Source organism: Marinomonas ostreistagni, from assembly GCF_016461785.1.
In the GTDB taxonomy this organism is placed as follows: Bacteria; Pseudomonadota; Gammaproteobacteria; order Pseudomonadales; family Marinomonadaceae; genus Marinomonas; species Marinomonas ostreistagni_A.
Genome location: NZ_JAEMUH010000003.1, coordinates 157025 through 181746, shown reverse-complemented (window position 1 = coordinate 181746; position 24722 = coordinate 157025). Strand labels below are relative to the sequence as shown.

Sequence of the window (24722 nt, the reverse complement as noted above, 5' to 3'; positions counted from 1 at the left end):
ATTTTATTTATTCAATACTCTTATAAACGTTCTGTCTATGAAAAACTTTAGCTTAATTTGCTGACTTTATTAAAGTTTCTTTCTGCAAGCCGATAAATTATTCATCAAGAAGAAGTGATTATGATGAATATTAGAAACGTTATAGAGACACAATTAACCCATGAGGTGAAAGCGGGCAGCCCGGTATCGGGTAATGCTAACTTTGCGCTTTTCATGAGTCTCTTTACGCAACCTGGTCCTAGTATTCAAAATCAAGAAGACACATTAAGCCGACACGAACCTCACGCTGTGACACGTCCGATACAATTTTCTGGCGGTATAGAAGCCAACCCGACAGCGAACTTAGCGTTACTTAAAGCACTAAGTCATGAACCGCTCGCCCAAGGAAACTTGGCCGCTTACGATGCAGTAGCTGCGGTCGATAACTTGATTTCTACCCAAGCTTAAGAAACCGCCTGACCACACATCGAGAATAACTGACTCCACGCTCTCCCATGGGCTCTTGATGCTTGAAGGTAAGACTGCCAGGCACTTTTTTCACTTTTGTAATCGAATTGCTGGATAAACTCTCGCCATTCAGGGCTAACAATCGTACTTTTCACTCCAAGTGAATGAACCAAGGGCAATACTTGGTAAGCCACCTTATTAATTCGTGCCATATAAGGTTGTAAAACTTTTATATAGTGCGCCTCAAACTGCTGTGTTAAAAATGCCATTGGCGGTCCACATACTGCAGGATTGTTTTGTAAAGTCTCTAGCGCCTGCGTCACGTTATTCAAATATTGATTCAGATGCGTGATACTGAATAACAGCTTTCCTAGATACTCACTTTCGTAGATCGATTTCATGTCTGCTTCAATCTCCGCACTTCGAACTTTAGGCAGTTCTTTCAAATGTTGTTGAATCCTATCTAAGTGTTGTAGAGCGATGATCAGATCTTGATATTGTGAGGATTGCGGTGAAATAGGTAAAAAACCATTTGCTAAGCTGAAAAAAGTTTGAGTCTCCTCCCCCGCCCAAAGAACATTTGAAAACGCCAACGATAGCTCTTCCTCCTTTACTTGAGCTATGTTCAAAAGTTTCGTACGTAACTCATGGTCTTTGATTTCGCATGAACGAATCGCTCGAATGATTTCCAATTCATAGATAAAACGCTGACTTGTCGCCATGACTCGACCCAGTATACTATTGCGTCGTCCGGCCACCGCGCCAACATCACATCGTTGTAGTGATAAAAACTCTAATAAGCCCACATCGAACTGACTAAGCTCCAGCTGTCGCGTACGCAACGCAGGCAGAGGCCTCATCGACACATCCTTGTTCATCTCAATTTGGATAAAGTCTGACCTGTTTAAATCACTAATGTAGGATTCGAACAAAGCTTCTGGAGCGAAGCGGTGATCGCAGCCAACGAGAAAGACACCCAATAGCAGACATACAATCGATTTTCGAGAGAGCAGTAACCTCATGATGAACACTCTTCTAATTCAAAAGCGCGAAGACATTTCAGAAACACGCGTAGCCAAAATGGTGTTTCCGAGCACAACCAACCACTACGACACTTTGTTTGGCGGTGAAGCACTAAAATGGATGGACGAAGTTGCTTACATTGCCGCGACCCGTTTCGCCCGCAAACAAGTCGTTACGATCTCAACGGAGCAAGTGGATTTCAAACGCCCAATTCCTTCAGGCATTTTAGTCGAACTTGTTGCACGTGTAATTCACGTTGGCCGCACTTCATTGAAAGTAGAAGTGAACATTTTTCTGGAAGAGCTGTACAGTGATAAGCGCGAGAAAGCCATTACAGGCGTTTTCAACTTTGTAGCCATTGATGAAAACAAACGTCCAACGCCTATTTTTGACGGAAACGATTAGTTCGTTTTTCAGCACTCTTGCTCAACTCGGAAGACACTCGATTCACATCGTTAATCTTTCGGCGACATGCGGCGCGGCTGATCAACCGGCTCTAAGACAAAATCAGAGTGCAGGAATTCAGCTGCGGCGGCAGAACCTTCTACCTTAACAGCACTGCGCTCAAGCATTTCTGCTTCGTAAGTATTGAGTACTGCTTCTCGAAGCCCTTTGTTGCGCCAAACGTCTTCAGACCAGCAGCCATTGGTAATTTCTCGCGCTAAAGATAAAGCATCTAAAATCGCTTGGTTAGCACCTTGCCCCTTAAACGGTGTCATCGGGTGAGCGCCATCGCCAATTAACGTTGCCTTGGGGCTGTTAGCAAAGTGCTCAGGCGTTAACAACTGACGATCATAAACGGGGTAACCAGATACCAACTCAGCTGGTGTAGCGGCTAATATTTCAGGGATTGGAGAATGCCAAGGTAAGCGTCGAATCGCCTCCGCTTTGAGGGCATCAGAACCCTGTTCACTAAGCGCTTTGGCCTCATCATCGTTCATACGGAAACTGAGCTGCCACATAACGGACTCTGTATTAAATGGCATCATGTAGATCCGGTCATTGCCATTGGCTGTCTGGAACACGGTAGCACCGTCCAACAGTTCCGACTTTAAATCTCCCAACAAGGATAGCGGGCAAATCCCCAAGACCACCATACAATTCAATGAGCGTAATGGTGTCGTTTCATCACCTATGATGGTCTGGCGCACCACACTGCGTATGCCATCTGCGCCAACGACTAAGTCCGCCTCAGCGTATTTTTGTTCACCGTTTACCAAAAAAGTCAGCTGCACCTTATCCGATGAAGTTTGATCAAACGAGACCAACTGGTGGTCCCAATGTACCTCTTCAGCACCGCCTAACTGTTCCATCATCTGAAATCGCAAAGACTGGCGAGCGATATGAATATTGGAACGCTTCGGGATCGCACTCGGTTGCCCTTCAAGCCAGCGACGCATTCCCCATTCAGCAACGACTTCACCTTCAGTGTTGTGCACCATGTGTCTTGTTGAGACCACACCGTCCTCTAGATCGGTAATACCTAACCCAGAAATAGCACGACTGGCTTGTTGTAAGGTTAAGCCATACCCTTGTGATCGAGCATCAAAACTGGCGTCACGTTCATAAAGAGTAAAGGGAATGCCACGATGCTTACAGGCAACCGCTAGCGCCATACCGCCAATGCCTGCTCCAATGATGGCTACTTTGGGGAGACTTTCATTAATTGGTAGCACCTCATTGGACAACACCACCCCTAAGCCAGAACAACTGGCGCAGATTTCTAAATGACCTTTGGGGCGAACGGGAGGCTCATTGCGCAAACCTTTATCAAAGGCTTCAACGGCTTTTTGATATTCTAAGCGAACCTTTTTACGCAAACGACGACTGCGTTTACCGCGACCTTGGCACTCAGGACACATTCTCCAATATTTACTTTGCTTGTCTAAGTTACTCAATTCAATCGTCCGATAGCCATATCTTTTAGATAACCCGCATGATAACGGATCTCAGCATTTTTAGGGAAAGCGTTTGATATATGAACCACACAAGTTTAGACATAAGACAACCTGTACTTACCTAACTTTTTATCGCAGACAAATTAAGTAAGAATTATCAAAACTGCCACTCACTATGCTTCGCTCTTGAGCATAAGCACCCCCAACTGACAAATGTCACCTGTTCTGACTTGATAGCTCGCTATCCTACTACAAGTTCTTATCTAATTTGCGTGGATTTTTCCAAGGAGCAAGCATGAAAGCAGGTGGAGTGAAGTTAATTCCCTGTACAACATCAGCCGTATTAACGTTATTGATTTGGTTTGTGATCCCAGTACCTGATGGTGTGTCAGTGAATGCTTGGCAATTATTAGCACTTTTCGTTGGTACCATTTCTGCAATTATCGGTAAAGCGATGCCTATTGGAGCCATCGCCATTTTGGCCATTGCGTTGGTAGCACTAACAGGCGTCACAAATAACTCTCCCTCAGGAGCGATGAAAGATGCCTTAAGTGGCTTTTCAAACTCATTAATCTGGCTGATTGGGATTGCCATCATTATTTCTCGTGGTTTGTCGAAAAGCGGCCTAGGGAACCGTGTCGGGTATTACTTCATCTCACTGTTTGGTAGAAAAACTGTTGGGATCGGTTATGCGTTGGCACTTTCTGAGTTGGTGATTGCTCCAGTGACGCCCAGCAATACAGCGCGTGGAGGCGGCATCATTCACCCCATCATGAAATCTATCGCTAGCAGCTTTGGCTCCCAGCCTGAAGATGGAACTGCGCGTAAAATCGGTCATTATCTTGCACTGGTAAACTACCAGATCAATCCTATCACTTCCGCCATGTTCATCACTGCGACTGCCCCCAACCCATTAGTTGTCCAGTTTATTGCTGATGCAACTGGAGCTGCTATCAGCATAACTTGGGGGATGTGGGCATTGGCTGCTCTGCTACCAGGGCTGGTCTGCATTGCTTTCGTCCCACTTTTGGTTTATCTCGTATACCCACCGGAAATAAAGAATACCCCCGATGCTAGGACCTTTGCTAAATCCAAGCTACATGAAATGGGCCCAATGACATTTGACGAAAAAATCATGGTATTTGTCTTTGCTCTGCTACTGGTACTTTGGGCCGGTATTCCAGCTATGTTGTTTGGAACCGGTTTCGCTATGAATACCACAGCCGTTGCTTTTTTAGGTCTATCGATTTTATTGATAACTGGGGTATTAAGCTGGGATGACGTTTTAAAGGAAAAAAGTGCCTGGGATACCGTAATTTGGTTCTCGGCTCTTGTAATGATGGCAACCTTCTTGAACAAGCTAGGTTTAGTAAGCTGGTTCTCCTCTTTGATGGAAAGTAATATTGCTCAGTTAGGCTTTGATTGGCCACTTTCAGTGTTAATACTCGTCGTCATCTACTTCTACGCCCACTACTTTTTTGCCAGCACTACCGCGCATATCACCGCGATGTTTGCCGCTTTTTATGCTGCAGGATTAGCATTAGGTGCACCACCTTTGTATCTAGGCCTATTCTTGGCAGGCGCCTCCTCACTAATGATGTCTTTAACACATTACGCCACTGGTACTTCCCCCATTATCTTTGGTTCTGGCTATGTTTCCATGGAGAACTGGTGGACTATGGGGGGTATTATGAGCATCGTGAATTTGACTGTTTGGGGAATGGTTGGCGGTTTATGGTGGAAAGTACTTGGCTTTTGGTAAAAGTAATTCTGTTTTCTCATATAAACACTGTATTTAAATCAGGCCGCTCAAACTGCAAGAGCAGCCTGATTTTAAAACGCTACCAAGGCAGTACTTGGCCATTGGAATGCCAAAATGTACCAGAGTTTTCTAGGTTAAGATCTTCAATTCGTTGGGCTAAACGCTCTGCCGCTTGCTCAGGGGTGATGTCACCATAACCACCGATCATTTCAGTACCGACAAGCCCTGGATGTAAAATAGCCACCGCCACACCGCGTGGTTTTAAGTCGTGAGATAATGACATCCCGGCAATATTAAGAGCCGCTTTCGACATGCGATAACCATAACGGCCACCACTGGTGTTATCTTCGACCGATCCCATACGACTGGTAATTAGAGCAAGCTTGGCGTTTTCGCTAAAGTTATTCATTAAGGCTTCCGTGACAGCAAGAGGTGCCAATGCGTTGGTTTCAAACTGTCGGCGGATCGAGTCTTTATCAATCGAGCCTAACTGTTCATCACTTAAGATGCCTGCATTATTGATGAGCAAATCAATGGACACCTTTTCTAAAGCACTCGCTAACTTACTAATGTCTTCGTCTTTCGTGACATCAACCTGTTCAATTACATTCACACCAAGTGTGGCTAACTCTGTGCTAGCAGAACGACAAACCGCATAAACGTAATAACCTTTTGCTTGATAAAGCTTGGCAAATGATAATCCGATACCACGGCTAGCCCCGGTAATAACCACTGTTTTTGAAGACATAAAAACGCTCATAATTCATGAATATCTTCATGTTACTGGGGGCTAAGCTTCTTAGATCAAGCGCTATGCTTGCTTGCAAAAGAAAAGTGACGAAAAAAACGGCCTAGAACTAAAGTCGATAGCATTCTGATGAGGATTTTATGAACCGAGCCGTGCTAAAATACGCCAAACCTCACTTTCCCTCGTAAAGGATCTTCCATGACTTTGTCGACCAGCCAGTCAACTAACGTCGTCGTTGTTAGTAACTCATCTGATAACCCTTTTGCCATTGATGTAGCTTACGCTATGGGCCAGCATGAAGACATTGCTGACATCATCAGTATGAAGCAGTTCATGAACTCCGAGTTTTGCCCTCGCTTCATTTCTGATGAAACAGATTTCGATAACATTGGACAAAAGCTTAAAGGCAAGTCCGTTATCATTGTCAGCACAACCAGTCACGTACAAAGCCGCCAAGAGTTGGCCATGGCGAACTTCATTATTGCACGTGCAGCAAAGGAAAATGGTGCAGAGAGAGTCATACTGGTTGAGCCAGATTTGTTCTACAGTGCTCAAGACCGAGGTCCGCACAAAGACCTGGGTGAAACAAGCTTTGAGCGCGATATTAAAGACATCAAAAAATTTGACGGTCAGCCATTCACTGCAAAACTGTATGCCCAGATGTTAAAACTGTCTGGCGTGGACACCGTCATGACGATTCATAACCATTCTGACTCCGTACAGAAAATGTTTAGTGAAGTGTTTGAAGGTAATTTCCACAACTTGATCCCTTACGGTATTTACGCTCACTACTTACTTAATTCAAACATTCTTAATTACGGTGATGAAGGCGAAGGCTTAGTTCTGTGTGCTCCCGACAAAGGTGCCCGTGACTTCGTTAAACAAATGTACAACACACTTGGGCTAACAAAAGCCAAGTTCATTATGCTAGACAAAGAGCGTACTGCTGAACGTAAAGTTGAGATTACGCTACACAAAGAAAGCGAGCACACTTTTGAAGGTTTAGATGGCGCGAGCATCGTTTTGTTTGATGATATGGTTCGTACTGGTTCAACCATCATCAAATCTTGTCAGTTCCTAAAGCAAATTAATCCAGAGCGTATGGTCTTTGCCGTGTCTCACTTCTACGCAAGTAACGAAGGTCGCGAGCGCATGGCGCACCCAGCACTGGGCGAAATTCTAACGCTAAACACCCTACCGACGATCCTCAATCGCGACGAGCAAGGTCGTCTGCGCAAGAAGATGGTCGTGCTTAAAGTTGAAAAGTGGCTGGCACAAGAGCTGTGTAAGATCCTAGGCTTACCACAAAGTGAAGAACAGAACCCTTACAAGATCGATATGTCGTCTAAAAACCCTCGTTTTAAACGCAAGATCTGGTATAGCGATGAACTACACGAACTGAATAAAAAAGGCTAGATAAATGCAACTAAGCCCGTCAGAGACGGGCTTAGTTGCAAATAGAGTTCTCTTTTACTGGCTACGCGCCAATGCTCCCAGTACATCTATGGAAGATATAAGTGCCACTACAAACCATCCTCTTTTGATCAGTTTTTATCTATATCAAGGTAAAAACATGCATATCTATTCCCCGAAAACGTTTACAAGTTAAAGTCAAAAAGCTTTGTGGTAGGTTACTCACTTTTAAAGACATTGGTCCGCTTTACAAATAAGGAGTTTCTAAAATGGGATTACGCTCAGGAGTCATGGTGGTAGGCATGCTATTAGGAGCTAGCAGTGTGCCTTCATACGCAGCAACTTTTGAAGTGCCACGCAACTTTGAGATCATGTATGTAGATTTGCAAAGTCCTGGCAGTTTCGGCGGAGATTTTAAAACTGAAGTGGCCCCTGGCATACACCAATTTGTCGTTCGATTTAACCAACGGGTTGGTGGCGGAAGTAATGGAGAACACTTTCAGTCCGAACCTTATATTATTGACATTAATGTTCCAAAAGATTCGTACATTACGTTAAAAGCGCCCTACTTCTTTCAAAAAAGCAACGCTACAAAATACGCCAAAGCCCCAGAGTTTTCATTAATTGAAAAAGATCAGAGCAATAAACTAGACTACGAAATACGTATGTTGCCTAAAAAATCGGGCTTGCAACAGTCTCGTGATATTGAGAGTGAAGTTAGGCACTTTACCTCTACTTATAAAACCACGAAGTCAGATGGACCTGCCCCTGCGAGTGAAACCGTTGTGGCAACAGAAGAACTGGAAATGTTGAAGTTCTGGTATAACAAAGCTGATGCCAGCACACGCAAAGACATGCGCATCTGGATGGTCGATCACTCGCATCAGGCAAAAACTGAGAGCACGGCTTTTGATATGCTCGGATTCTGGTTTGAAAAAGCATCAAAGAGTGACCAAAAAGCTTTCCAAATTTGGCTCCTAAACGAATAATCGTCTCCTTTAAAGCCATGAGGGATGAATAAAATCAGCCCACATGGCTTCTCCCAGAGCTTCTGTTTTCAGACTTCTATATATTGGTCTTGGAAGCAAAACCTTTCAAAAACAAAACTCAAAAACGATTCTCAAATATTATTGAGAATTATTTTCAAATCAGATACTTATAATAACCTACCCTCTAAACGTGCATAATATTTCGATTCGCCTACTATAATTACGGGTTTATTTTTTTTAATGATGGTGGGTATTAACTTTGTGTCATTAGTTTCCATTGAGCTATTTGCCGCTTTTTAATATCTTGTTAATCAACCATAACCGGATCGGAATGAGAAATTGGCGCTATGAGTTACTATACTGACTATTTAAAAGAAATTGAGGTTCGCAAGAACGAACTAGGTCTTGCACCAAAACCAATCGACGGTGCTGAATTGGTATCTGAAATCATTGAGCAGATTAAAGATACGGCTAACGAACACCGTGAAGACTCTTTGAACTTCTTCATCTACAACACTCTGCCAGGTACCACACCAGCAGCGGTTGTAAAGTCTGCTTTCCTTAAAGAAATCGTTCTTGGCGACGAAGTCGTTGCTGAAATCTCTCCGGAGTTCGCTCTAGAACAGCTTTCACACATGAAAGGTGGTCCTTCTGTTGCAGCACTACTAGACGTGGCTCTGTCTGATCACGCACAAGCAACAGCAGCAGGTGAAGTACTTAAATCTCAAGTATTCCTATACGACGCTGACTACGACCGTCTATCAGCTGCTTACAAAGCTGGCAACGCGATCGCTAAAGAAGTGCTTGAAAGCTATGCGAAAGCAGAGTTCTTCACGAAACTTGACGATATCCCAGAAAAAATCGACGTAGTGACTTACGTTGCAGCAGAAGGTGATATCTCTACTGACTTGCTATCTCCTGGTAACCAGTCACACTCTCGTGCTGACCGTGAACTACACGGCCTTTGCATGATCAGCCCAGAAGCTCAAAAAGACATCGTTGAGCTAGGTAAAAAACACCCGAACGCTAAAGTGATGCTGATCGCTGAGAAAGGCACCATGGGTGTAGGTTCTTCACGTATGTCTGGTGTGAACAACGTTGCACTATGGGCAGGTGAAAAAACGTCTCCATACATCCCATTCGTTAACAACCGTCCAGTGGTTGCAGGAACGAACGGTATTGCTCCAATCTTCCTAACGACTGTTGGCGTAACTGGTGGTATCGGTCTTGACCTTAAAAACTGGGTTAAGAAAACTGACGCAGACGGTAATGTGGTTCGTGACGAAAACGGCGACCCAGTCCTAGAAGAAGCCTACTCTGTTGCAACAGGCACTGTTCTTACTATCGATACTAAAGCTAAGAAGCTTTACAACGGTGACAAAGAGCTTGTTGACGTATCTTCTGCGTTCACACCACAAAAAGTGGAATTCATGAAAGCAGGTGGCTCTTACGCGGTAACATTCGGTAAGAAGCTACAAACGTTCGCAGCAGAAACACTAGGCATCGAAGCGCCTGCTGTTTACGCACAAAACAAAGAGATCTCTATTGAAGGCCAAGGTCTAACTGCTGTAGAGAAAATCTTCAACCGTAACGCGGTTGGCGTAACGTCGAAAACAGCTCTACACACAGGTTCTGACGTTCGCGTTAAAGTAAACATCGTTGGTTCTCAGGACACAACTGGTCCAATGACTTGCCAAGAGCTTGAGTCAATGGCGGCTTCTGTTATCGCGCCAAGCGTTGACGGTGCTTACCAGTCGGGCTGTCACACAGCGTCTGTATGGGACAAAAAAGCTCAGGCAAATATTCCTAAGCTAATGTCTTTCATGAACAACTTTGGTGTTATCACTGCACGTGATCCTAAGGGTGTTTATGCACCAATGACTGACGTAATCCACAAAGTATTGAACGACATCACAGTTGACGATCGTGCGATCATCATCGGTGGTGACTCACACACTCGTATGTCTAAGGGTGTAGCATTCGGTGCTGACTCGGGTACAGTTGCGGTTGCTCTAGCAACAGGTGAAGCAGAAATGCCAATCCCTGAGTCTGTTAAAGTTACGTTCAAAGGCCAAATGAAGCCTCATATGGACTTCCGTGACATCGTACACGCAACTCAAGCGCAGATGTTGAAGCAGTTCCAAGGCGAAAACGTATTCCAAGGCCGTGTCATCGAAGTACAAATCGGTACATTGCTTGCTGACCAAGCCTTCACCTTCACAGACTGGACTGCAGAAATGAAAGCGAAAGCTTCTATCTGTATCTCTACTGATGAAACCATGATCGAGTCTCTAGAGCTTGCTAAGTCTCGCATTCAGATCATGATCAACAAAGGCATGGATAACGAAGCAAACATGCTTCAAGGTCTGATCGCTCTTGCTGACAAGCGTATCGCTGAGATCAAGTCTGGCGAAGCACCAGCGCTTGCTCCAGATGACAACGCTAAATACTACGCAGAGGTTGTCGTTGATCTAGACGCAATTGACGAGCCAATGATTGCGGACCCAGATGTAAACAACGAAGACGTATCTAAGCGTTACACGCACGATGTGATCCGTCCGACTTCTTACTACGATGGCCGTAAAGTTGACCTAGGCTTCGTGGGTTCTTGTATGGTGCACAAAGGTGACATGCAAATCATCGCTGCCATGCTTCGTAACCTTGAGAAGAAAGGCCCTATCACTTTCAAAGCACCGCTAGTTGTTGCGCCACCAACGTACAACATCGTGGATGAGCTAAAAGCTGAAGGCGACTGGGCTCTACTAGAGAAATACGCTGGCTTCCAGTTTGACGATGTGAACCCTAAAGAAGCAGCTCGTAAGGAATACGAGAACATCATGTACCTAGAGCGTCCAGGATGTAACCTATGTATGGGTAACCAAGAGAAAGCTGCTCCTGGTGACACAGTACTTGCGACTTCTACTCGTCTGTTCCAAGGCCGTGTAGTAGAAGACACTGCAGAGAAGAAAGGTGAGTCACTACTAGGTTCAACACCTATGGTAGTTCTATCTTGTATTCTTGGTCGCTTCCCATCTCTAGATGAGTACAAAGAAGCGGTTGCTGGCATTAACCTAACGTCTTTTGCGCCACCAAGTGAAGACCTAAGCGTTAAAGGCGGCGACATCGCAATCACGCCAGTAGCGTAACCTAAGCTTATTTAGAACAGCTTAAGCTAATTCAAAAAGCCCTGACTCAATTGAGACAGGGCTTTTTTGTTGCTAGTGACAATGCTTCTTAAGCATTGCCCAATATCTGTTGTGATTATTGCTGACGTGGTTGCAGCGCTAATTTACCCTGTTCAATCGTCATATTGAGCGGCACACTCGACAATAAACGCACTACGTCGTTGCTAGTATCTAAGGTGTAAACTGGGTTTGATGCTAAGTAACCATTCATCAACATCATCACTTCATTGCTCAACGGCGCAAGGTTGCCTTTATAACCACCCGCATCAATGGTGCTGTCTAACAGTGTTAACGAACGTACAAAGATCGCTTTTTTCTGACTGTCGTAATACGGTGTCCCTTCCAACTCTAACTTCAACTTCGCTGGATATTGAAAGCCAAATACGCTGATATTTGCCGTTGCCTCTGTGCCAAGCTGCACCACATCACGCCCTTCTGGGCCAATAGCTACTGACATATCATCCACTTTTAACGTCAAAGGAATACCACCAATATTGGCATTGCTTTGAAGCTTAGCAAGCTGATTGTCTAATGCCTGCTCTAATTCCCCGTCTGAAATGGAGTAAGTGGAAAGTTGTGAAAGAGTGGCACAACCACTCAATAAAAGTGCGAAACACATTGTCAGAACTGTTTTCATAATGGTCACTCTAAGTAAATCAAATGCTAAGTCTAGCCTTTCAAAAAGCTCTGAATAAGCATATCCCATGTTTTTACAGGATGTTTTCTAAGAATTTCAAGGTGAAATCGCAGACTTGATTTATCCAACTACGACTACTATTCAAGCTATATACGACACAAAACAGCCTTAGAGTCCACACGAAATCCAGCCAAACTAACACAAGTTTGAATGCAGAATCCTTACATTTTCATTAAAGTAGTATGAAAACCTAAATTCCTAAAATGCAGGAAATAAGACCTAAAATTCCATAAATAAACTCAATTCGCTTATAAAATCATAATATTTGAAGACTTCATGCTCGTAAATTTCTAACTACTCACTTTATAAGCAAATCAGCGTATTTGGCTCTCAAATGAGAATTTTCACACTCCATTATTCACTCAACCCTCATTTTCGCATGATTGAAATGCATTCAATCATCTTATAGTCTTTTTTTAATTAAACGTTTAATTAAAAAAAGGTAGGTGAATGAATATTCTTTTATCGTGTGGCCTTATCTTCTCTTTCACAGCAATCGTCGTCATTCTGCTTAAATGGTGGAACATAAAGTGTGTCGGGGTCACCCCTGTTCGAACATTAACGTTCATCGCGATTCTGTTTACATCAGGCTTAGATGTGGGTCTGATTATGTTTCCTCTCACAGAGTTCGGTGGCTATGCCAATCTCACCGACAGCCCTGAATACAGTTTCGCCAACCCGCTAGCGATTGAATTTGGATATTGGGCTTTTTTGATTTGGGGATTCTATTTCTTAACTTGCTTTTACTTTTGCATCGTAGAGCCACGAGTAAAGTTCTTCGAATTACCGCTGGTTAAACTGATTAATAATATCGTTATCATCGGTACCTGTGCCTTCACTGCCTATTTACTACTTGTAAATCTACCTTGGTATCTACCACAAATCGGTGATGGCGAATCCGTAGTACCGACATTTTATTTGATCGTGCTGGCTTCCATTGCCTTAGCAGTTTACTCAAGCAGTAGTATGAAACTGCTCAGAATCTTAAGCTTAGGCTCTAGCTTTCTGTTTATCGCATTAATCGTGATTATGTGGTTTAGAGCATACATGACGGATAACGGTAACCCTGCCGACTTCCTAAGCAGCGCAGGGCTGATTAGTGAATACTTCACGAATATTTATCAATTCATGCTACCGCTCAATGACTACCATGCGTTCTACCTATTCTGGTGGTTCTCTTGGAGCATCATGATTGGGCAATTTACAGCACGTTTTGTCAGCGGCATTCGCACTTGGCAATTACTCTTGGCGATGATGGTCTTCCCATCTATTGCTATTGGGGTCTGGTTCACCATCCTTTATCACTACCACTCTGAAGGATTACAGATCGCAGGCTTTATCAACGTGATGATGATTGTGGTGGGGATTTTGATGGTTGTGAATTCTTTGGATTCACTGATCCGTCTCTACACTGATAACCTAAACCTAACCGTAGAACGCTTTGGTCTAATCCCTTATATTGTGGGTAACTTGGTTCTCATGTGTGCCTTAACACTTTTATTCCAACTCGACTTTCTGAAAATCGAGTGGGTTGGCGCACTGGTGATTGGCCTCTACTTTAGCTGCTTTATCTACATCGTGTTGAAAAAGCGCCACGAAGTGGCCAGCATTAAAGGGCCTTGCGAAGAAAATACTCTAGACTTTGAGAAAGTTAAGTTTAGTCGTTAATCGTACTGTACGGGTCAGAAGGCCACATTCATCAGCCTCTGACCCGATGCAATTAGATACGATTGACACCACGCTAAGAAAACTGACGGGGCGTTTTACAAGACTATGGTGTGGGTTGATGACTAAAGGTTTGGATATACAGCGCTTCAACCTTATCTCTGGCCCACTGCGTCTTACGCAAAAACTTCAGGGCAGACTTGATCGACGGATCATTAACAAAACAGTTCACACGCACTTCATTATAAAGGCCATCCCAGCCGTACTGTTCTACTAGGCGCGTTAATATCTTTTCTAATGATAAACCATGTAATGGGTTGTTAGGTTGGCTCATTGGGGATTCCTAGATCACATAAAAACGCAGTTTATCAGCTTTTGTCCTTATGGGTCAGACACCTTTACCAGCGACCGAGTTTTTGTCTTAACTTGCGTCATTTCCAAGCAGTCTTTTTGTGATTATTCTAAGCGCGTTTACTTGTAGGGGTCAGATCCCTTCTACACCGATATTGTTGGCAACTACCTGCGAATCTAAGCTTGTAAGGGATCTGACCCCTTTGCCACAATCCCCGATAGAATCGGGTCGTACAAAGGTCGGGGAAAGATTCCCCCCCTACAATCACTCGCACAGCGAGTTCCTACAAGGGCAGGTATAAGGTCAGGCTGGGAATGACAGCTATCACTTAAGGGGTCAGATCCCTTTGCAACATAAATCGCAGGCAATAAAAAGGAGCACCGAGGTGCTCCTTTTTAAGATCTAACCAGAAGTCATAAGATTAGCCAGCAACGAATGCTGCTTTTTCTTCTTCAGTTACTTCTTTGATAGAAAGCTTGATACGACCACGAGCGTCTACGTCTAGGACTTTAACGATTACGTCTTGGCCTTCTTCTAGTACGTCAGCTACTGCACGGATGCGCTCTTCAGCGATCTGAGAGATGTGTACTAGGCCGTCTTTGCCTGGAAGGATGTTCACGAAAGCACCGAATTCCGCTAGACGAACAACTTTACCTTGGTAAAGTTTGTCGACTTCTGCTTCTGCAGTGATTTCATGGATACGTAGCATCGCTGCATCAGATGCAGATTTATCTGGTGCATAGATACGTACTGTACCGTCGTCGTCTAGGTCGATAGAAGCGCCAGTGTCTTCAGTGATAGAACGGATTGTTGCGCCGCCTTTACCGATAACTTCACGGATCTTCTCAGGATCGATCTTGAATGTCGCCATAGATGGTGCATTCGGAGATACTTCTGGACGAGCGTAACCAATTACTTGAGCCATTTCACGTAGGATGTACTTACGTGCTTCCATCGCTTGGGATAGTGCGATGTCCATGATCTCTTCGTTAATACCTTCGATCTTGATGTCCATTTGTAGCGCTGTGATACCTTCTTCAGTACCCGCTACTTTGAAGTCCATGTCACCAAGGTGGTCTTCGTCACCTAGGATGTCAGTTAGGACTGCGAAGCCGTCGTCTTCTTTCACAAGACCCATTGCGATACCCGCAACTGGCGCTTTAAGAGGAACACCAGCATCCATCATAGATAGAGACGCACCACAAACAGACGCCATTGAGCTTGAACCGTTCGATTCAGTGATCTCAGATACGACGCGGATTGTGTATGGGAATTCGTCTTCTGAAGGAAGAACCGCTTGTACACCACGACGTGCTAGACGACCGTGACCGATTTCACGACGACCGACACCGCCCATACGACCACACTCACCTACAGAGTAAGGAGGGAAGTTGTAGTGCAGCATGAAGCTGTCTTTAGATTCGCCCGCTAGACCGTCAGCGATCTGAGCGTCACGGCTTGTACCTAGTGTACAAGTAGCGATGGCTTGTGTTTCACCACGTGTGAACAAAGCGGAACCGTGAGTTTTCTTAAGCATGCCCACTTCAACGTTGATGCCACGAACAGTTTTGTTGTCACGGCCGTCGATACGTGGTTTGCCGTCGATTACACGACGACGTACGATGTTTTTCTCAAGCTTGCCGAATACTGCAGACACTTCGCCTTCTGAGTATGGGCCTTCTTCAGTAACAAGCGCTTCGATTGCTGCTTGACGAACTTCGCCAAGTTTCGCGTAACGGTCCATCTTTTCAGAGATCGTGTACGCTTCTTCGATTTGTGCTGCGAAGCCAGATTTAACCGCTTCAACTAGGTCAGCGTTTGCTTGCTCAGCAGACCATTCCCAACGTGGCTTGCCAGCTTCTGCCGCAAATTCGTTGATCGCTTGAACAGCCGTTTGCATTTCTTTGTGTGCGTAAAGAACTGCACCTAGCATTTCGTCTTCAGTCAGCTCTTGTGCTTCAGACTCAACCATTAGTACTGCGTCTTTCGTACCCGCTACCACCATGTCTAGTAGAGATTCTGCTAGTTCAGAGTTTAGTGGGTTAAGAACGTAGCCAGACTCATCGTTGAAGCCTACACGTGCTGCACCGATTGGGCCGTTGAATGGGATGCCAGACACAGCTAGTGCTGCAGACGTTGCCAGCATTGCTGGGATGTCAGCGTCTAGGTCAGTGTTCGTCGACATAACTGTACAAACAACTTGTACTTCGTTCATGAAGCCTTTCGGGAACAGTGGACGAATTGGACGGTCGATTAGACGAGACGTTAGGGTTTCTTTTTCTGAAGGACGGCCTTCACGCTTTAGGAAACCACCTGGGATTTTACCAACCGCGTAAGTACGCTCTTGGTAGTGTACAGACAGTGGGAAGAAGTCTTGACCAGCGTTTGCGCTCTTAGCGCCAACTACTGTTGCAAGCACTTGTGCATCGCCCATTGTACATAGAACAGCACCCGTCGCTTGACGTGCGATACGGCCTGTTTCTAGGGTAACTTCTTGATTTCCGTATTGGAAAGTTTTAGTCGTAATACTCACTCGTATTCCTTAACTTATTTTTTGTAACTTTCTCCCAAAGACAATCTTTAGTAGCCAGTACTCAGATGTATTCTTTTGGCTTCGTTTGACTGTACGAAGAAAAATACATGTGAAGTACAGGCTGTCCCTTGGGAGGCCTTTAAGAAAAAAGGGCCATATCTCTATGGCCCTTTCTCTGTCTTAGCGACGTAGACCTAGCTTTTTGATCAAGCTAGTGTAACGTGCTGCGTCTTTACGCTTTAGGTAGTCCAGCAGCTTACGACGCTGGTTTACCATGCGGATTAGACCGCGACGAGAATGGTGGTCGCCTTTGTTTGCTTTGAAGTGACCTTGTAGACCTTCGATGTTCTTAGTTAGCAATGCAACTTGAACTTCTGGTGAACCAGTGTCGCCTTCTTTAGTTTGAAACTCTGCAACCAATGCTGCTTTTTGTTCTGCAGACAATGCCATAATCTGTATCTCCGATAATAATATGCAATTAAAAATTCAGGGTGGCCGAGCATATTTTCAGTCATCCTAAGGTTGAGTATTCTAGCACTATTTTTTGGCTAACTCACTCGTATTTACCAATCGATGCGGCTTAATTTTGCCTTTTTTCACTTCGCCTAAGCCCATGAATGCACGCGTACCATCCACGTATAGACGTAGTAATTGACCTTCATCAAAACCACGTGTGTCGTTCAGTAATCTACCAAATACTATATCTTGGGATTCTTGCACTGACATGACAATCTCTGGCAAATGCAACACGGCGGTATCCGCACCCATCAACTGTTGATCGAGAATATCCTCACCTTGCTCAGCTAAGGCTTCAAACTCTTCAATTGTGAGCATATCCGCCGGATCATAGCCCGCTGTTGACACTCGATGCAGGGTCTTAAGGTGCGCACCACACCCCATGGCTTCGCCGATATCCTCACCAATGGTGCGGATATAAGTTCCCTTAGAACAGCTAATGTCCAAAGTTAGGGTGTTTTCAGTGCGCTCTAGTACCTGTAAGTTTGAGATAAACACTTTGCGACGCTTGCGCTCAATGGTGATCCCTTGGCGCGCGTATTCATACAAAGGCTTGCCTTCGTGCTTCAACGCAGAATACATCGGTGGAACTTGCTCGATCTCACCACGAAAACGGTTAAGTAGCGCCTCTAATTCTTCATCAGAAAGCTGTGGAACGGTTTCGTTAGTCAAGATGTCGCCTTCTTTATCACCTGTGGTAGTACGAATACCCAGTTCAATACAAGTGATGTAACGCTTGTCGGCGTCGAGAAGGAATTGCGAGAATTTGGTGGCTTCGCCTAAACATAGTGGAAGCATGCCAGTAGCAAGTGGGTCAAGTGCCCCCGTGTGTCCGGCTTTAGCAGCACGGAACACACGGCGAACTTTTTGTAACGCTTGGTTAGAGCTAAGACCCAGAGGTTTGTTTAGTAGCACGACGCCATCAATGGCGCGCCATTGCGTTTTACCCATGGTAAGCGCTTACTCTTCTTCTGAATCTTGGTTCTTACGCTGATCTTTCTGAACAGCTTCTTCAATCAATGCAGACATGCGCGCACCATTGACGACACTCGCGTCGTAATGAAAGCGGAGATGTGGCATCACACGAAGTTTTACTTCTTTCGCCAAGCGATGACGTAAGAAGTTTTTCGCGCTGTCCAAAGCCGCTTGGTTTTCAGCCAAGCGCTCTGCATTGTCATCCAAACCTAATACGGTGTAGTAGATATCCGCGTAGCCCAAGTCTTTTGCGACTCGGACTTCGTTGATCGTTACCATACCTAGGCGTGGATCTTTCACTTCAAATTGAATAAGGGAGGCCAGCTCCTTTTGGAGCTGATCACCAATACGACTAGTACGACTAAATTCGCCTGCCATCTTGCTGCCCTATATTAAAGTGTACGAGCGACTTCGATAGTCTTGAAGACCTCGATCTTATCGCCTTCTTTCACGTCGTTGTAGTTCTTAACGCCGATACCACATTCCATACCTTGACGGACTTCGTTCACAGCGTCTTTAAAGCGACGTAGAGATTCTAGTTCACCTTCGAAGATAACCACGTTGTCACGTAGGACACGGATCTTCTCATTACGGTAAACCGTACCTTCAAGCACCATACAACCAGCAACCAGACCGAACTTAGGTGAACGGAACACATCACGTACTTCAGCCGTACCGACGATTTCTTCACGTAGATCTGGCGTCAACATGCCTGATAGGGCTTGCTTCACATCGTCGATGATGTTGTAGATGACGCTGTAGTAGCGTAGATCAACGCTTTCACGCTCGATGAACTGTTTCGCTGAACTGTCTGCACGAACGTTGAAACCAAAGATTACCGCATTCGAAGCAAGCGCTAGCGTCGCATCAGTCTCAGTGATACCACCAACACCGCTCGATACCACGTTCACTTTTACTTCCTCAGTACTTAGGTCTGTCAAAGACTTGATCAAGGCTTCCAAAGAACCACGAACGTCTGCTTTCAGTACGATGTTCAGCGTGCCAACTTCTTCTTGGCCCATGCCAGAGAATAAGTTTTCAAGCTTCGCTGAGTGTTGACGAGCAAAACGAACTTCACGGTATTTACCCTGACGGAAGTTAGCAACTTCACGCGCTTTACGCTCATCAGCGACAACGATGAACTCTTCACCCGCTTCTGGCGTACCATCAAGACCTAAGATCTCAACAGGGATAGATGGACCTGCTTCGTTAACTGCCTTACCGTTTTCATCAAGCAACGCACGCACACGACCCATTTGTAGGCCAGCCAGTACGATATCACCTTTCTTCAGTGTACCGTTCTGTACTAGAACGGTTGCAACCGAACCACGACCACGATCTAGACGAGATTCAACGACCACACCTTTACCCGGCGCACTTGGTACTGCTGTTAGCTCAAGTACTTCTGCTTGCAGTAGAACCGCTTCTAGTAGCTCATCGATACCTTCACCAGACTTAGCCGATACACCTACGAATTGAACGTCACCGCCCCATTCTTCAGGTACCACTTCTTGCGCTACTAGTTCATTTTTAACTTTATCGATGTCAGCTGCTTCTTTATCGATCTTAGTCATGGCAACAACAATTGGTACGCCCGCTGCACGAGCGTGCTGAACTGCTTCAATTGTTTGAGGCATTACACCGTCATCTGCCGCACAAACTAGGATTACGATATCAGTCGCTTGCGCACCACGAGCACGCATCGATGTAAACGCCGCGTGTCCAGGTGTATCCAAGAAGCTAACCATACCGTGGTCAGTTTCTACATGGTAGGCACCGATGTGCTGTGTGATACCACCAGATTCGCCAGCGGCAACGCGAGTTGTACGAATGTAGTCAAGTAGCGATGTTTTACCGTGGTCAACATGACCCATTACCGTTACAACCGGTGCACGCTTGATCGCTTCACCTTCGTAATCGATCGCGTCGATCATGTCGTTTTCAAGGGCGTTTTCATCGATGTACTTAACTTTATGGCCCATTTCTTCTACTACAAGCGTAGCAGTATCACGGTCAATCGTTTGGTTGATAGTCGCCATTGCGCCCATCTTAAACATCACCTTGATCACTTCTGCAGCTTTAATGGCCATTTTTTCAGCCAAGTCTGCAACCGTGATACTTTCAGGCAGTGCTACTTCATGAATGATCGGAGCTGTTGGCTTCTGGAAGCCATGTTCTTGTTTAGTAGGTTTCTTAAGCTTGCGCTTACCACCGCGACGAGAGAACTCATCATCGTCGTTTACCGAGATACGGCCACCACGCTTCTGGTCTGCTCGACCACGTGGTTTGTCATCTTTACGATCGTTATGCTTTGGTGCAGCTTTTTTACCTTTCGGTGCAGGGCCGTTTGATTTGCCTTCACCAGCTGCTGGAGAAACCTTACGATTGGTTTTGGTCTCTTTCGAATTTTCCACGAGTTTATCCGCTCCCATATCGGAGTCGTTTGGCTCCGTTTGCTGTGCCGCTCGTTCCGCTGCTTTACGTTCTTGCTGTTGACGTTCAGCCTCTTTGCGAGCTTTTTCTTCAGCTTCAGCTTTCGCTTTCGCTGCCTGTTCGGCTTCAATTTTTGCCGCTTCTTCGCGAGCTTTTTCAGCCTCAATACGTGCTTGCTCTTCTGCCGCGCGCTGTTCTGCTAACAATTCTTGTTGGCGTTTTAGCTCTTCGTTGGCATCTGTGCGTTGTACGTATGTGCGTTTTTTCTTAACTGCAACATTTACTGTTTTGTTGCCTGCGCCCGCTGATAGTGTGCTTTTAGTACGACGTTGAAGAGTGATTCGCTTTTCACCCTCGTCTTCACCCACTTCACCATGTTGACGCTTAAGGTAGTTTAACAGTATTTGTTTCTCAACATCAGATACTTCTTGGTCAGCACTCTTATGTGGTAGACCAGCATCTTTCATCTGAGTTAATAGTTTCTCGACTGGTGTATTAACCAGTTCAGATAATATCTTAACGGTTTGAACTGTCATTAAGTTCCCCCTTTTTACTCAGATTTTATTCAGATTCAGCAAACCATGGTGCACGCGCGGTCAAAATTAATGCTGCGGCACGCTCTTCATCCATTTCATCAATCTCAAGTAATTCATCAACTGATTGCTCTGCCAAGTCTTCCATCGTAATAACGCCTTTCGACGCCAGAACCAAGGCTAGGTGATTATCCATACCTTCCATTTCTAGCAAGTCTTGCGCTGGTTTCGCACTTTCAAGTTGCTCTTCCGCTTGCAATGCTTGGTTCAATAACGCTTCTTTAGCACGTGTACGTAATTCGTTTACTAAATCTTCATCAAATCCGTCGATGTCTAACATTTCTTCCATTGGCACGTATGCAACTTCTTCAATGGTTGCAAAGCCTTCTTCTACTAGCTGAATCGCTAGGTCATCGTCGATGTCCAAAGCTGTAACAAACAAGTCAATCAGTTTCTGAGACTCTTCTTGTTGCTTCGCTTGAGCATCTTCAGCAGTCATAACATTCAGTGTCCAGCCAGTTAACGCTGATGCAAGACGAACGTTTTGACCATTACGACCAATCGCTTGAGCAAGATTATCGCTCTTCACTGCAACATCCATTGAGTGAGAGTCTTCATCAATAACGATTGAGTCAACTTCTGCTGGTGCCATGGCATTGATTACCAGTTGTGCTGGGTTGTCGTCCCAAAGCACGATATCAACACGCTCACCATTCATTTCATTTGAAACCGCTTGAACGCGTGCACCACGCATACCAACACAAGCACCAATAGGATCAATACGGCGATCGCTTGTTTTTACAGCGATTTTCGCACGTAGACCTGGATCACGTGCTGCGCCACGGATTTCGATCACTTCTTCAGCAATTTCAGGCACTTCAAGACGGAACAACTCCACCATGAACTCGGGAGAAGTACGCGATAGCACCAACTGTGAACCACGGTTGTCTTCACGAATTTCTTGCAGCAATGCACGAATACGATCATTAAGACGGAACGTTTCGCGGTTGATTAGAGCATCTTTTGGCAAAGATGCTTCAGCGTTTTCACCTAAATCGATGATTAGGCTGTCGCGGGTTACTTTCTTCACTTGACCGTGAACCAGCTTGCCTACTTTATCGCTGTATTGAGCCACCATTTTCGCGCGCTCAGCTTCACGTACTTTTTGCACGATTACTTGTTTCGCTGTTTGCGCGGCAATACGGCCGAATTCTTCTGATTCAATTTCTTCCTCGAAGATTTCACCGGCACCTAATGCAAGACCCATCTCTTCCATGTCATCTGTTGTTAGTTCAGAATCTGGAGCAGAGTAGTCTTCATCGGCAACGATGTCCCACTGACGGAATGTTTTGTAATCACCTGTACGCTGGTCAATCGACACACGTACTTTGACTTCGCCTTCAAAACGACGTTTTGCAGCGCTCGCTAATGCAGTTTCTACGGCCTCAAAGATCACCTGTTTAGGTACATCTTTTTCGTTGGATACCGCTTCTACTACCAAAAGAATCTCTTTGCTCATCCTTTTAGCCTCTCTCAAAGGTTGAATAAATTAAAACTGAGGAACAATGTTTGCTTTTTCAATCAACTCGATTGGCAGCAAGTACTCTTCGTTGTCTACGAGCAGCACCACTTCATCACCTTCAATGCCGGTGAGCTGACCTTTAAATTTACGGCGCCCATCAAACGGCACTCGTAAGCGTAATGACACAACCGAGCCCATAAAGCGCTGGTACTGGCTGAGTTCAAATAATGGGCGATCTAAACCAGGAGATGATACTTCAAGGTTATATTCACCAGAAATAGGGTCTTCGACATCCATGATCGCACTAACTTGGCGACTCACCGATGCACAATCTTCTACATCAATACCTTTCTCGGCGTCTGTTTCAATAAACACACGTAGAACAGAGTCCTTGCCAAGAGAGAGATATTCAAGCCCCCAAAATTCAAAGCCCAAACCTTCTACTACAGGCCTGATAAGCTCTTCTAGTTGTGTAAACTTAGTAGACAAATGACTTCTCCGATAAAAGCGTAGAAACAAAAAACGGGCTCTAGGCCCATTTAACTGGAGTTCAGATAGCAAAAAACCCCATAAAGGGGCCATCCAAACTCAAAGATCTTTTCAGACCTCAATCTCATCCCTATAAGCAATGAATGAGATTAGGTTGGTTGCGGGAGCCGGATTTGAACCGACGACCTTCGGGTTATGAGCCCGACGAGCTACCAGACTGCTCCATCCCGCGTCAACGTGGGCACATTCTACTACAACAACGCGCCCATCTCAAGAATGGTGCCGATGGCCGGACTCGAACCGGCACAGCCGTAGGCCACCACCCCCTCAAGATGGCGTGTCTACCAATTCCACCACATCGGCAAATTTCTAGATGTAGAAATTAATCTACAGAAGGAATATCCTGATTCGCTGTAGACTGTTCAGCTTCTGTATCCAAAGCTGGCATTTCCACAGTTTCTTCAACTTGTGAAGCGTTTGGCACGAATTCCAAACCGCCATTCACTGTTTTGGCTTGCTCGCTAGCAAAAAATGCTAGACCAAAGCTCGTCAAAAAGAATACCAATGCAAAAACAGCTGTTAATTTACCAAAAAAGCTACCGCCACCTTGGCTACCAAAAACTGTTTGCGACGCACCACCACCAAAGGAAGCACCTGCATCAGCACCTTTACCTTGCTGTATTAACACCAACCCGATGATCGCAACAGCTGCTAATACATGAACAACTAAAACTAAAGCTTCCATTTTATTTACTTCGCAGACTCTATGATCGAATTAAATTCTTTAGCATCCAACGATGCACCACCTACCAAGGCGCCATCAATGTCAGGCTGAGCAAAAAGCTCGGCACTGTTAGATGCCTTAACACTGCCGCCATAAAGAATGGCTACACTCTGTGCAATCTCTATGGATTTTTCGGCAATATTATTTCGAATACCTTTATGTACTTCTTGAGCTTGTTCTGAAGTTGCTGACTTACCTGTACCGATAGCCCAAACAGGCTCGTAGGCAATTACAACTTTTTCAAACAATTCAACACCGACTTTTTCAAGTACAGCATTCACTTGGGCATTACATACCTCAAGCGTTGTGCCAGCTTCACGCTGCTCAAGCGTTTCACCTACACATAAAATGGGTGTTAGCCCTGCATCAAGCGTCATTAAAACTTTCTCAGCTACTTGTGCATCCGTTTCTAAAAATAGAGAACGTCGCTCTGAATGCCCCAAAATCACATGAGATACAGCAAAGTCTTTTAACATCGATAGACTTACTTCACCCGTGTAGGCACCCGAAGCGAACTCCGACACGGTTTGTGCTGCTAACTTAATCTCTGAATTCTTGAGGGTTTCAGAAATAATAGGCAAATACACAAATGTAGGAGCAACTATCACATCAACGGTATCGTAGGCTTCTAAACCTTTAACCAGTTCAACAACCGACTCTACTGAGCCATTCATTTTCCAGTTACCTGCGACTATCTTGCGACGTGCCATAACGATACCCTCGATTTAGAGGCGCTTATTCTAGGGAATTGTCTATAC

The 24722-nt window shown here is 45.1% G+C and carries 21 protein-coding genes and 2 tRNA genes; 7 read left to right on the top strand and 16 right to left on the bottom strand.

Going from position 1 to position 24722, the window contains the following annotated elements; translation table 11 throughout:
* Positions 1-120: 120 nt before the first annotated feature.
* On the top strand, positions 121-447 hold the full coding sequence (locus JHD44_RS03970) for a hypothetical protein (protein WP_233401718.1): 327 nt from the start codon (positions 121-123) through the stop codon (positions 445-447).
* Here the strand turns inward: JHD44_RS03970 and JHD44_RS03965 are convergent.
* The gene (locus JHD44_RS03965; RefSeq protein WP_199461301.1) at positions 444-1469 is read right to left on the bottom strand and encodes a DUF3080 family protein; all 1026 of its coding nucleotides are present in this window, start codon (positions 1467-1469) and stop codon (positions 444-446) included. The genes JHD44_RS03970 and JHD44_RS03965 overlap by 4 nt on opposite strands.
* On the opposite strand from JHD44_RS03965, the gene JHD44_RS03960 reads away from it, so the two are divergent.
* Positions 1468-1875 carry an acyl-CoA thioesterase gene (locus tag JHD44_RS03960; RefSeq protein WP_233401716.1) on the top strand — a complete coding sequence of 136 codons (408 nt, stop codon included), beginning with the start codon at positions 1468-1470 and terminating at the stop codon, positions 1873-1875. The two genes, JHD44_RS03965 and JHD44_RS03960, sit on opposite strands and share 2 nt — an antisense overlap.
* Positions 1876-1925: 50 nt before the next feature.
* Here the strand turns inward: JHD44_RS03960 and JHD44_RS03955 are convergent, their stop codons facing one another.
* Positions 1926-3368, bottom strand: a complete 1443-nt coding sequence (locus JHD44_RS03955; protein WP_233401714.1) for an FAD-dependent oxidoreductase — start codon at positions 3366-3368, stop codon at positions 1926-1928.
* A 295-nt stretch (positions 3369-3663) separates the two neighbouring features.
* On the opposite strand from JHD44_RS03955, the gene JHD44_RS03950 reads away from it, so the two are divergent.
* Positions 3664-5130, top strand: a complete 1467-nt coding sequence (locus JHD44_RS03950; RefSeq protein WP_199461300.1) for a DASS family sodium-coupled anion symporter — start codon at positions 3664-3666, stop codon at positions 5128-5130.
* A gap of 79 nt (positions 5131-5209) precedes the next feature.
* Here the strand turns inward: JHD44_RS03950 and JHD44_RS03945 are convergent, their stop codons facing one another.
* Positions 5210-5878, bottom strand: a complete 669-nt coding sequence (locus JHD44_RS03945; protein ID WP_199461298.1) for an SDR family oxidoreductase — start codon at positions 5876-5878, stop codon at positions 5210-5212.
* Positions 5879-6076: 198 nt separating this feature from the next.
* Between JHD44_RS03945 and JHD44_RS03940 the strand changes: the two genes are divergently transcribed.
* From JHD44_RS03940 to JHD44_RS03930, 3 genes are all read left to right on the top strand, one after another.
* Positions 6077-7294 carry a ribose-phosphate diphosphokinase gene (locus tag JHD44_RS03940; protein ID WP_199461297.1) on the top strand — a complete coding sequence of 406 codons (1218 nt, stop codon included), beginning with the start codon at positions 6077-6079 and terminating at the stop codon, positions 7292-7294.
* Positions 7295-7560: 266 nt separating this feature from the next.
* A complete protein-coding gene (locus JHD44_RS03935) occupies positions 7561-8280 on the top strand; it encodes a DUF2057 domain-containing protein (RefSeq protein WP_199461296.1) in 720 nt (239 codons plus the stop codon).
* Positions 8281-8627: 347 nt separating this feature from the next.
* Entirely contained in the window at positions 8628-11426 is a 2799-nt protein-coding gene (locus JHD44_RS03930) for a bifunctional aconitate hydratase 2/2-methylisocitrate dehydratase (RefSeq protein ID WP_199461295.1), read from the top strand.
* A 115-nt stretch (positions 11427-11541) separates the two neighbouring features.
* Here JHD44_RS03930 and JHD44_RS03925 read toward each other — a convergent pair whose 3' ends face one another.
* Complete coding sequence (locus JHD44_RS03925) at positions 11542-12102, bottom strand: DUF1439 domain-containing protein (RefSeq protein WP_199461294.1); 561 nt, start codon at positions 12100-12102, stop codon at positions 11542-11544.
* Positions 12103-12612: 510 nt separating this feature from the next.
* Between JHD44_RS03925 and JHD44_RS03920 the strand changes: the two genes are divergently transcribed.
* Positions 12613-13830, top strand: a complete 1218-nt coding sequence (locus tag JHD44_RS03920; protein WP_199461293.1) for a BCCT family transporter — start codon at positions 12613-12615, stop codon at positions 13828-13830.
* Between the two features lie 103 nt (positions 13831-13933).
* Here JHD44_RS03920 and JHD44_RS03915 read toward each other — a convergent pair whose 3' ends face one another.
* From JHD44_RS03915 to tpiA, 12 genes are all read right to left on the bottom strand, one after another.
* A complete protein-coding gene (locus tag JHD44_RS03915; protein ID WP_199461292.1) occupies positions 13934-14161 on the bottom strand; it encodes a VF530 family DNA-binding protein in 228 nt (75 codons plus the stop codon).
* A gap of 439 nt (positions 14162-14600) precedes the next feature.
* Entirely contained in the window at positions 14601-16712 is a 2112-nt protein-coding gene (gene pnp, locus JHD44_RS03910; protein ID WP_199461291.1) for a polyribonucleotide nucleotidyltransferase, read from the bottom strand.
* A gap of 180 nt (positions 16713-16892) precedes the next feature.
* Complete coding sequence (gene rpsO, locus JHD44_RS03905) at positions 16893-17162, bottom strand: 30S ribosomal protein S15 (protein ID WP_067206182.1); 270 nt, start codon at positions 17160-17162, stop codon at positions 16893-16895.
* Between the two features lie 87 nt (positions 17163-17249).
* On the bottom strand, positions 17250-18179 hold the full coding sequence (gene truB / locus JHD44_RS03900) for a tRNA pseudouridine(55) synthase TruB (RefSeq protein WP_199461289.1): 930 nt from the start codon (positions 18177-18179) through the stop codon (positions 17250-17252).
* Positions 18180-18188: 9 nt separating this feature from the next.
* A complete protein-coding gene (gene rbfA, locus JHD44_RS03895; protein ID WP_133563452.1) occupies positions 18189-18581 on the bottom strand; it encodes a 30S ribosome-binding factor RbfA in 393 nt (130 codons plus the stop codon).
* A gap of 14 nt (positions 18582-18595) precedes the next feature.
* Positions 18596-21172: a translation initiation factor IF-2 gene (infB, locus tag JHD44_RS03890; RefSeq protein WP_199461287.1), complete on the bottom strand. Its 2577-nt coding sequence runs from the start codon at positions 21170-21172 to the stop codon at positions 18596-18598.
* A 25-nt stretch (positions 21173-21197) separates the two neighbouring features.
* Positions 21198-22688, bottom strand: a complete 1491-nt coding sequence (gene nusA / locus JHD44_RS03885; protein WP_199461285.1) for a transcription termination factor NusA — start codon at positions 22686-22688, stop codon at positions 21198-21200.
* Positions 22689-22718: 30 nt separating this feature from the next.
* Complete coding sequence (rimP, locus tag JHD44_RS03880) at positions 22719-23180, bottom strand: ribosome maturation factor RimP (protein ID WP_199461283.1); 462 nt, start codon at positions 23178-23180, stop codon at positions 22719-22721.
* 155 nt (positions 23181-23335) lie between these two features.
* Positions 23336-23412: transfer RNA gene (locus JHD44_RS03875), tRNA-Met, on the bottom strand.
* Positions 23413-23457: 45 nt separating this feature from the next.
* A tRNA-Leu gene (locus JHD44_RS03870) sits at positions 23458-23543 on the bottom strand.
* 19 nt (positions 23544-23562) lie between these two features.
* A complete protein-coding gene (secG, locus tag JHD44_RS03865; RefSeq protein WP_199461281.1) occupies positions 23563-23925 on the bottom strand; it encodes a preprotein translocase subunit SecG in 363 nt (120 codons plus the stop codon).
* Between the two features lie 5 nt (positions 23926-23930).
* The gene (gene tpiA / locus JHD44_RS03860; protein WP_199461279.1) at positions 23931-24674 is read right to left on the bottom strand and encodes a triose-phosphate isomerase; all 744 of its coding nucleotides are present in this window, start codon (positions 24672-24674) and stop codon (positions 23931-23933) included.
* Positions 24675-24722 lie beyond the last annotated feature (48 nt).

Coding starts and splice junctions, on each gene's coding strand:
- nusA (WP_199461285.1), bottom strand. CDS start 22,688: ATGAGCAAAGAGATTCTTTTGGTAGTAGAAGCGGTATCCAACGAAAAA.
- tpiA (WP_199461279.1), bottom strand. CDS start 24,674: ATGGCACGTCGCAAGATAGTCGCAGGTAACTGGAAAATGAATGGCTCA.
- rbfA (WP_133563452.1), bottom strand. CDS start 18,581: ATGGCAGGCGAATTTAGTCGTACTAGTCGTATTGGTGATCAGCTCCAA.
- JHD44_RS03950 (WP_199461300.1), top strand. CDS start 3,664: ATGAAAGCAGGTGGAGTGAAGTTAATTCCCTGTACAACATCAGCCGTA.
- JHD44_RS03925 (WP_199461294.1), bottom strand. CDS start 12,102: ATGAAAACAGTTCTGACAATGTGTTTCGCACTTTTATTGAGTGGTTGT.
- JHD44_RS03940 (WP_199461297.1), top strand. CDS start 6,077: ATGACTTTGTCGACCAGCCAGTCAACTAACGTCGTCGTTGTTAGTAAC.
- JHD44_RS03935 (WP_199461296.1), top strand. CDS start 7,561: ATGGGATTACGCTCAGGAGTCATGGTGGTAGGCATGCTATTAGGAGCT.
- JHD44_RS03965 (WP_199461301.1), bottom strand. CDS start 1,469: ATGAGGTTACTGCTCTCTCGAAAATCGATTGTATGTCTGCTATTGGGT.
- JHD44_RS03960 (WP_233401716.1), top strand. CDS start 1,468: ATGATGAACACTCTTCTAATTCAAAAGCGCGAAGACATTTCAGAAACA.
- truB (WP_199461289.1), bottom strand. CDS start 18,179: ATGGGTAAAACGCAATGGCGCGCCATTGATGGCGTCGTGCTACTAAAC.
- JHD44_RS03970 (WP_233401718.1), top strand. CDS start 121: ATGATGAATATTAGAAACGTTATAGAGACACAATTAACCCATGAGGTG.
- JHD44_RS03920 (WP_199461293.1), top strand. CDS start 12,613: ATGAATATTCTTTTATCGTGTGGCCTTATCTTCTCTTTCACAGCAATC.
- JHD44_RS03945 (WP_199461298.1), bottom strand. CDS start 5,878: ATGTCTTCAAAAACAGTGGTTATTACCGGGGCTAGCCGTGGTATCGGA.
- JHD44_RS03915 (WP_199461292.1), bottom strand. CDS start 14,161: ATGAGCCAACCTAACAACCCATTACATGGTTTATCATTAGAAAAGATA.
- rpsO (WP_067206182.1), bottom strand. CDS start 17,162: ATGGCATTGTCTGCAGAACAAAAAGCAGCATTGGTTGCAGAGTTTCAA.
- infB (WP_199461287.1), bottom strand. CDS start 21,172: ATGACAGTTCAAACCGTTAAGATATTATCTGAACTGGTTAATACACCA.
- JHD44_RS03930 (WP_199461295.1), top strand. CDS start 8,628: ATGAGTTACTATACTGACTATTTAAAAGAAATTGAGGTTCGCAAGAAC.
- secG (WP_199461281.1), bottom strand. CDS start 23,925: ATGGAAGCTTTAGTTTTAGTTGTTCATGTATTAGCAGCTGTTGCGATC.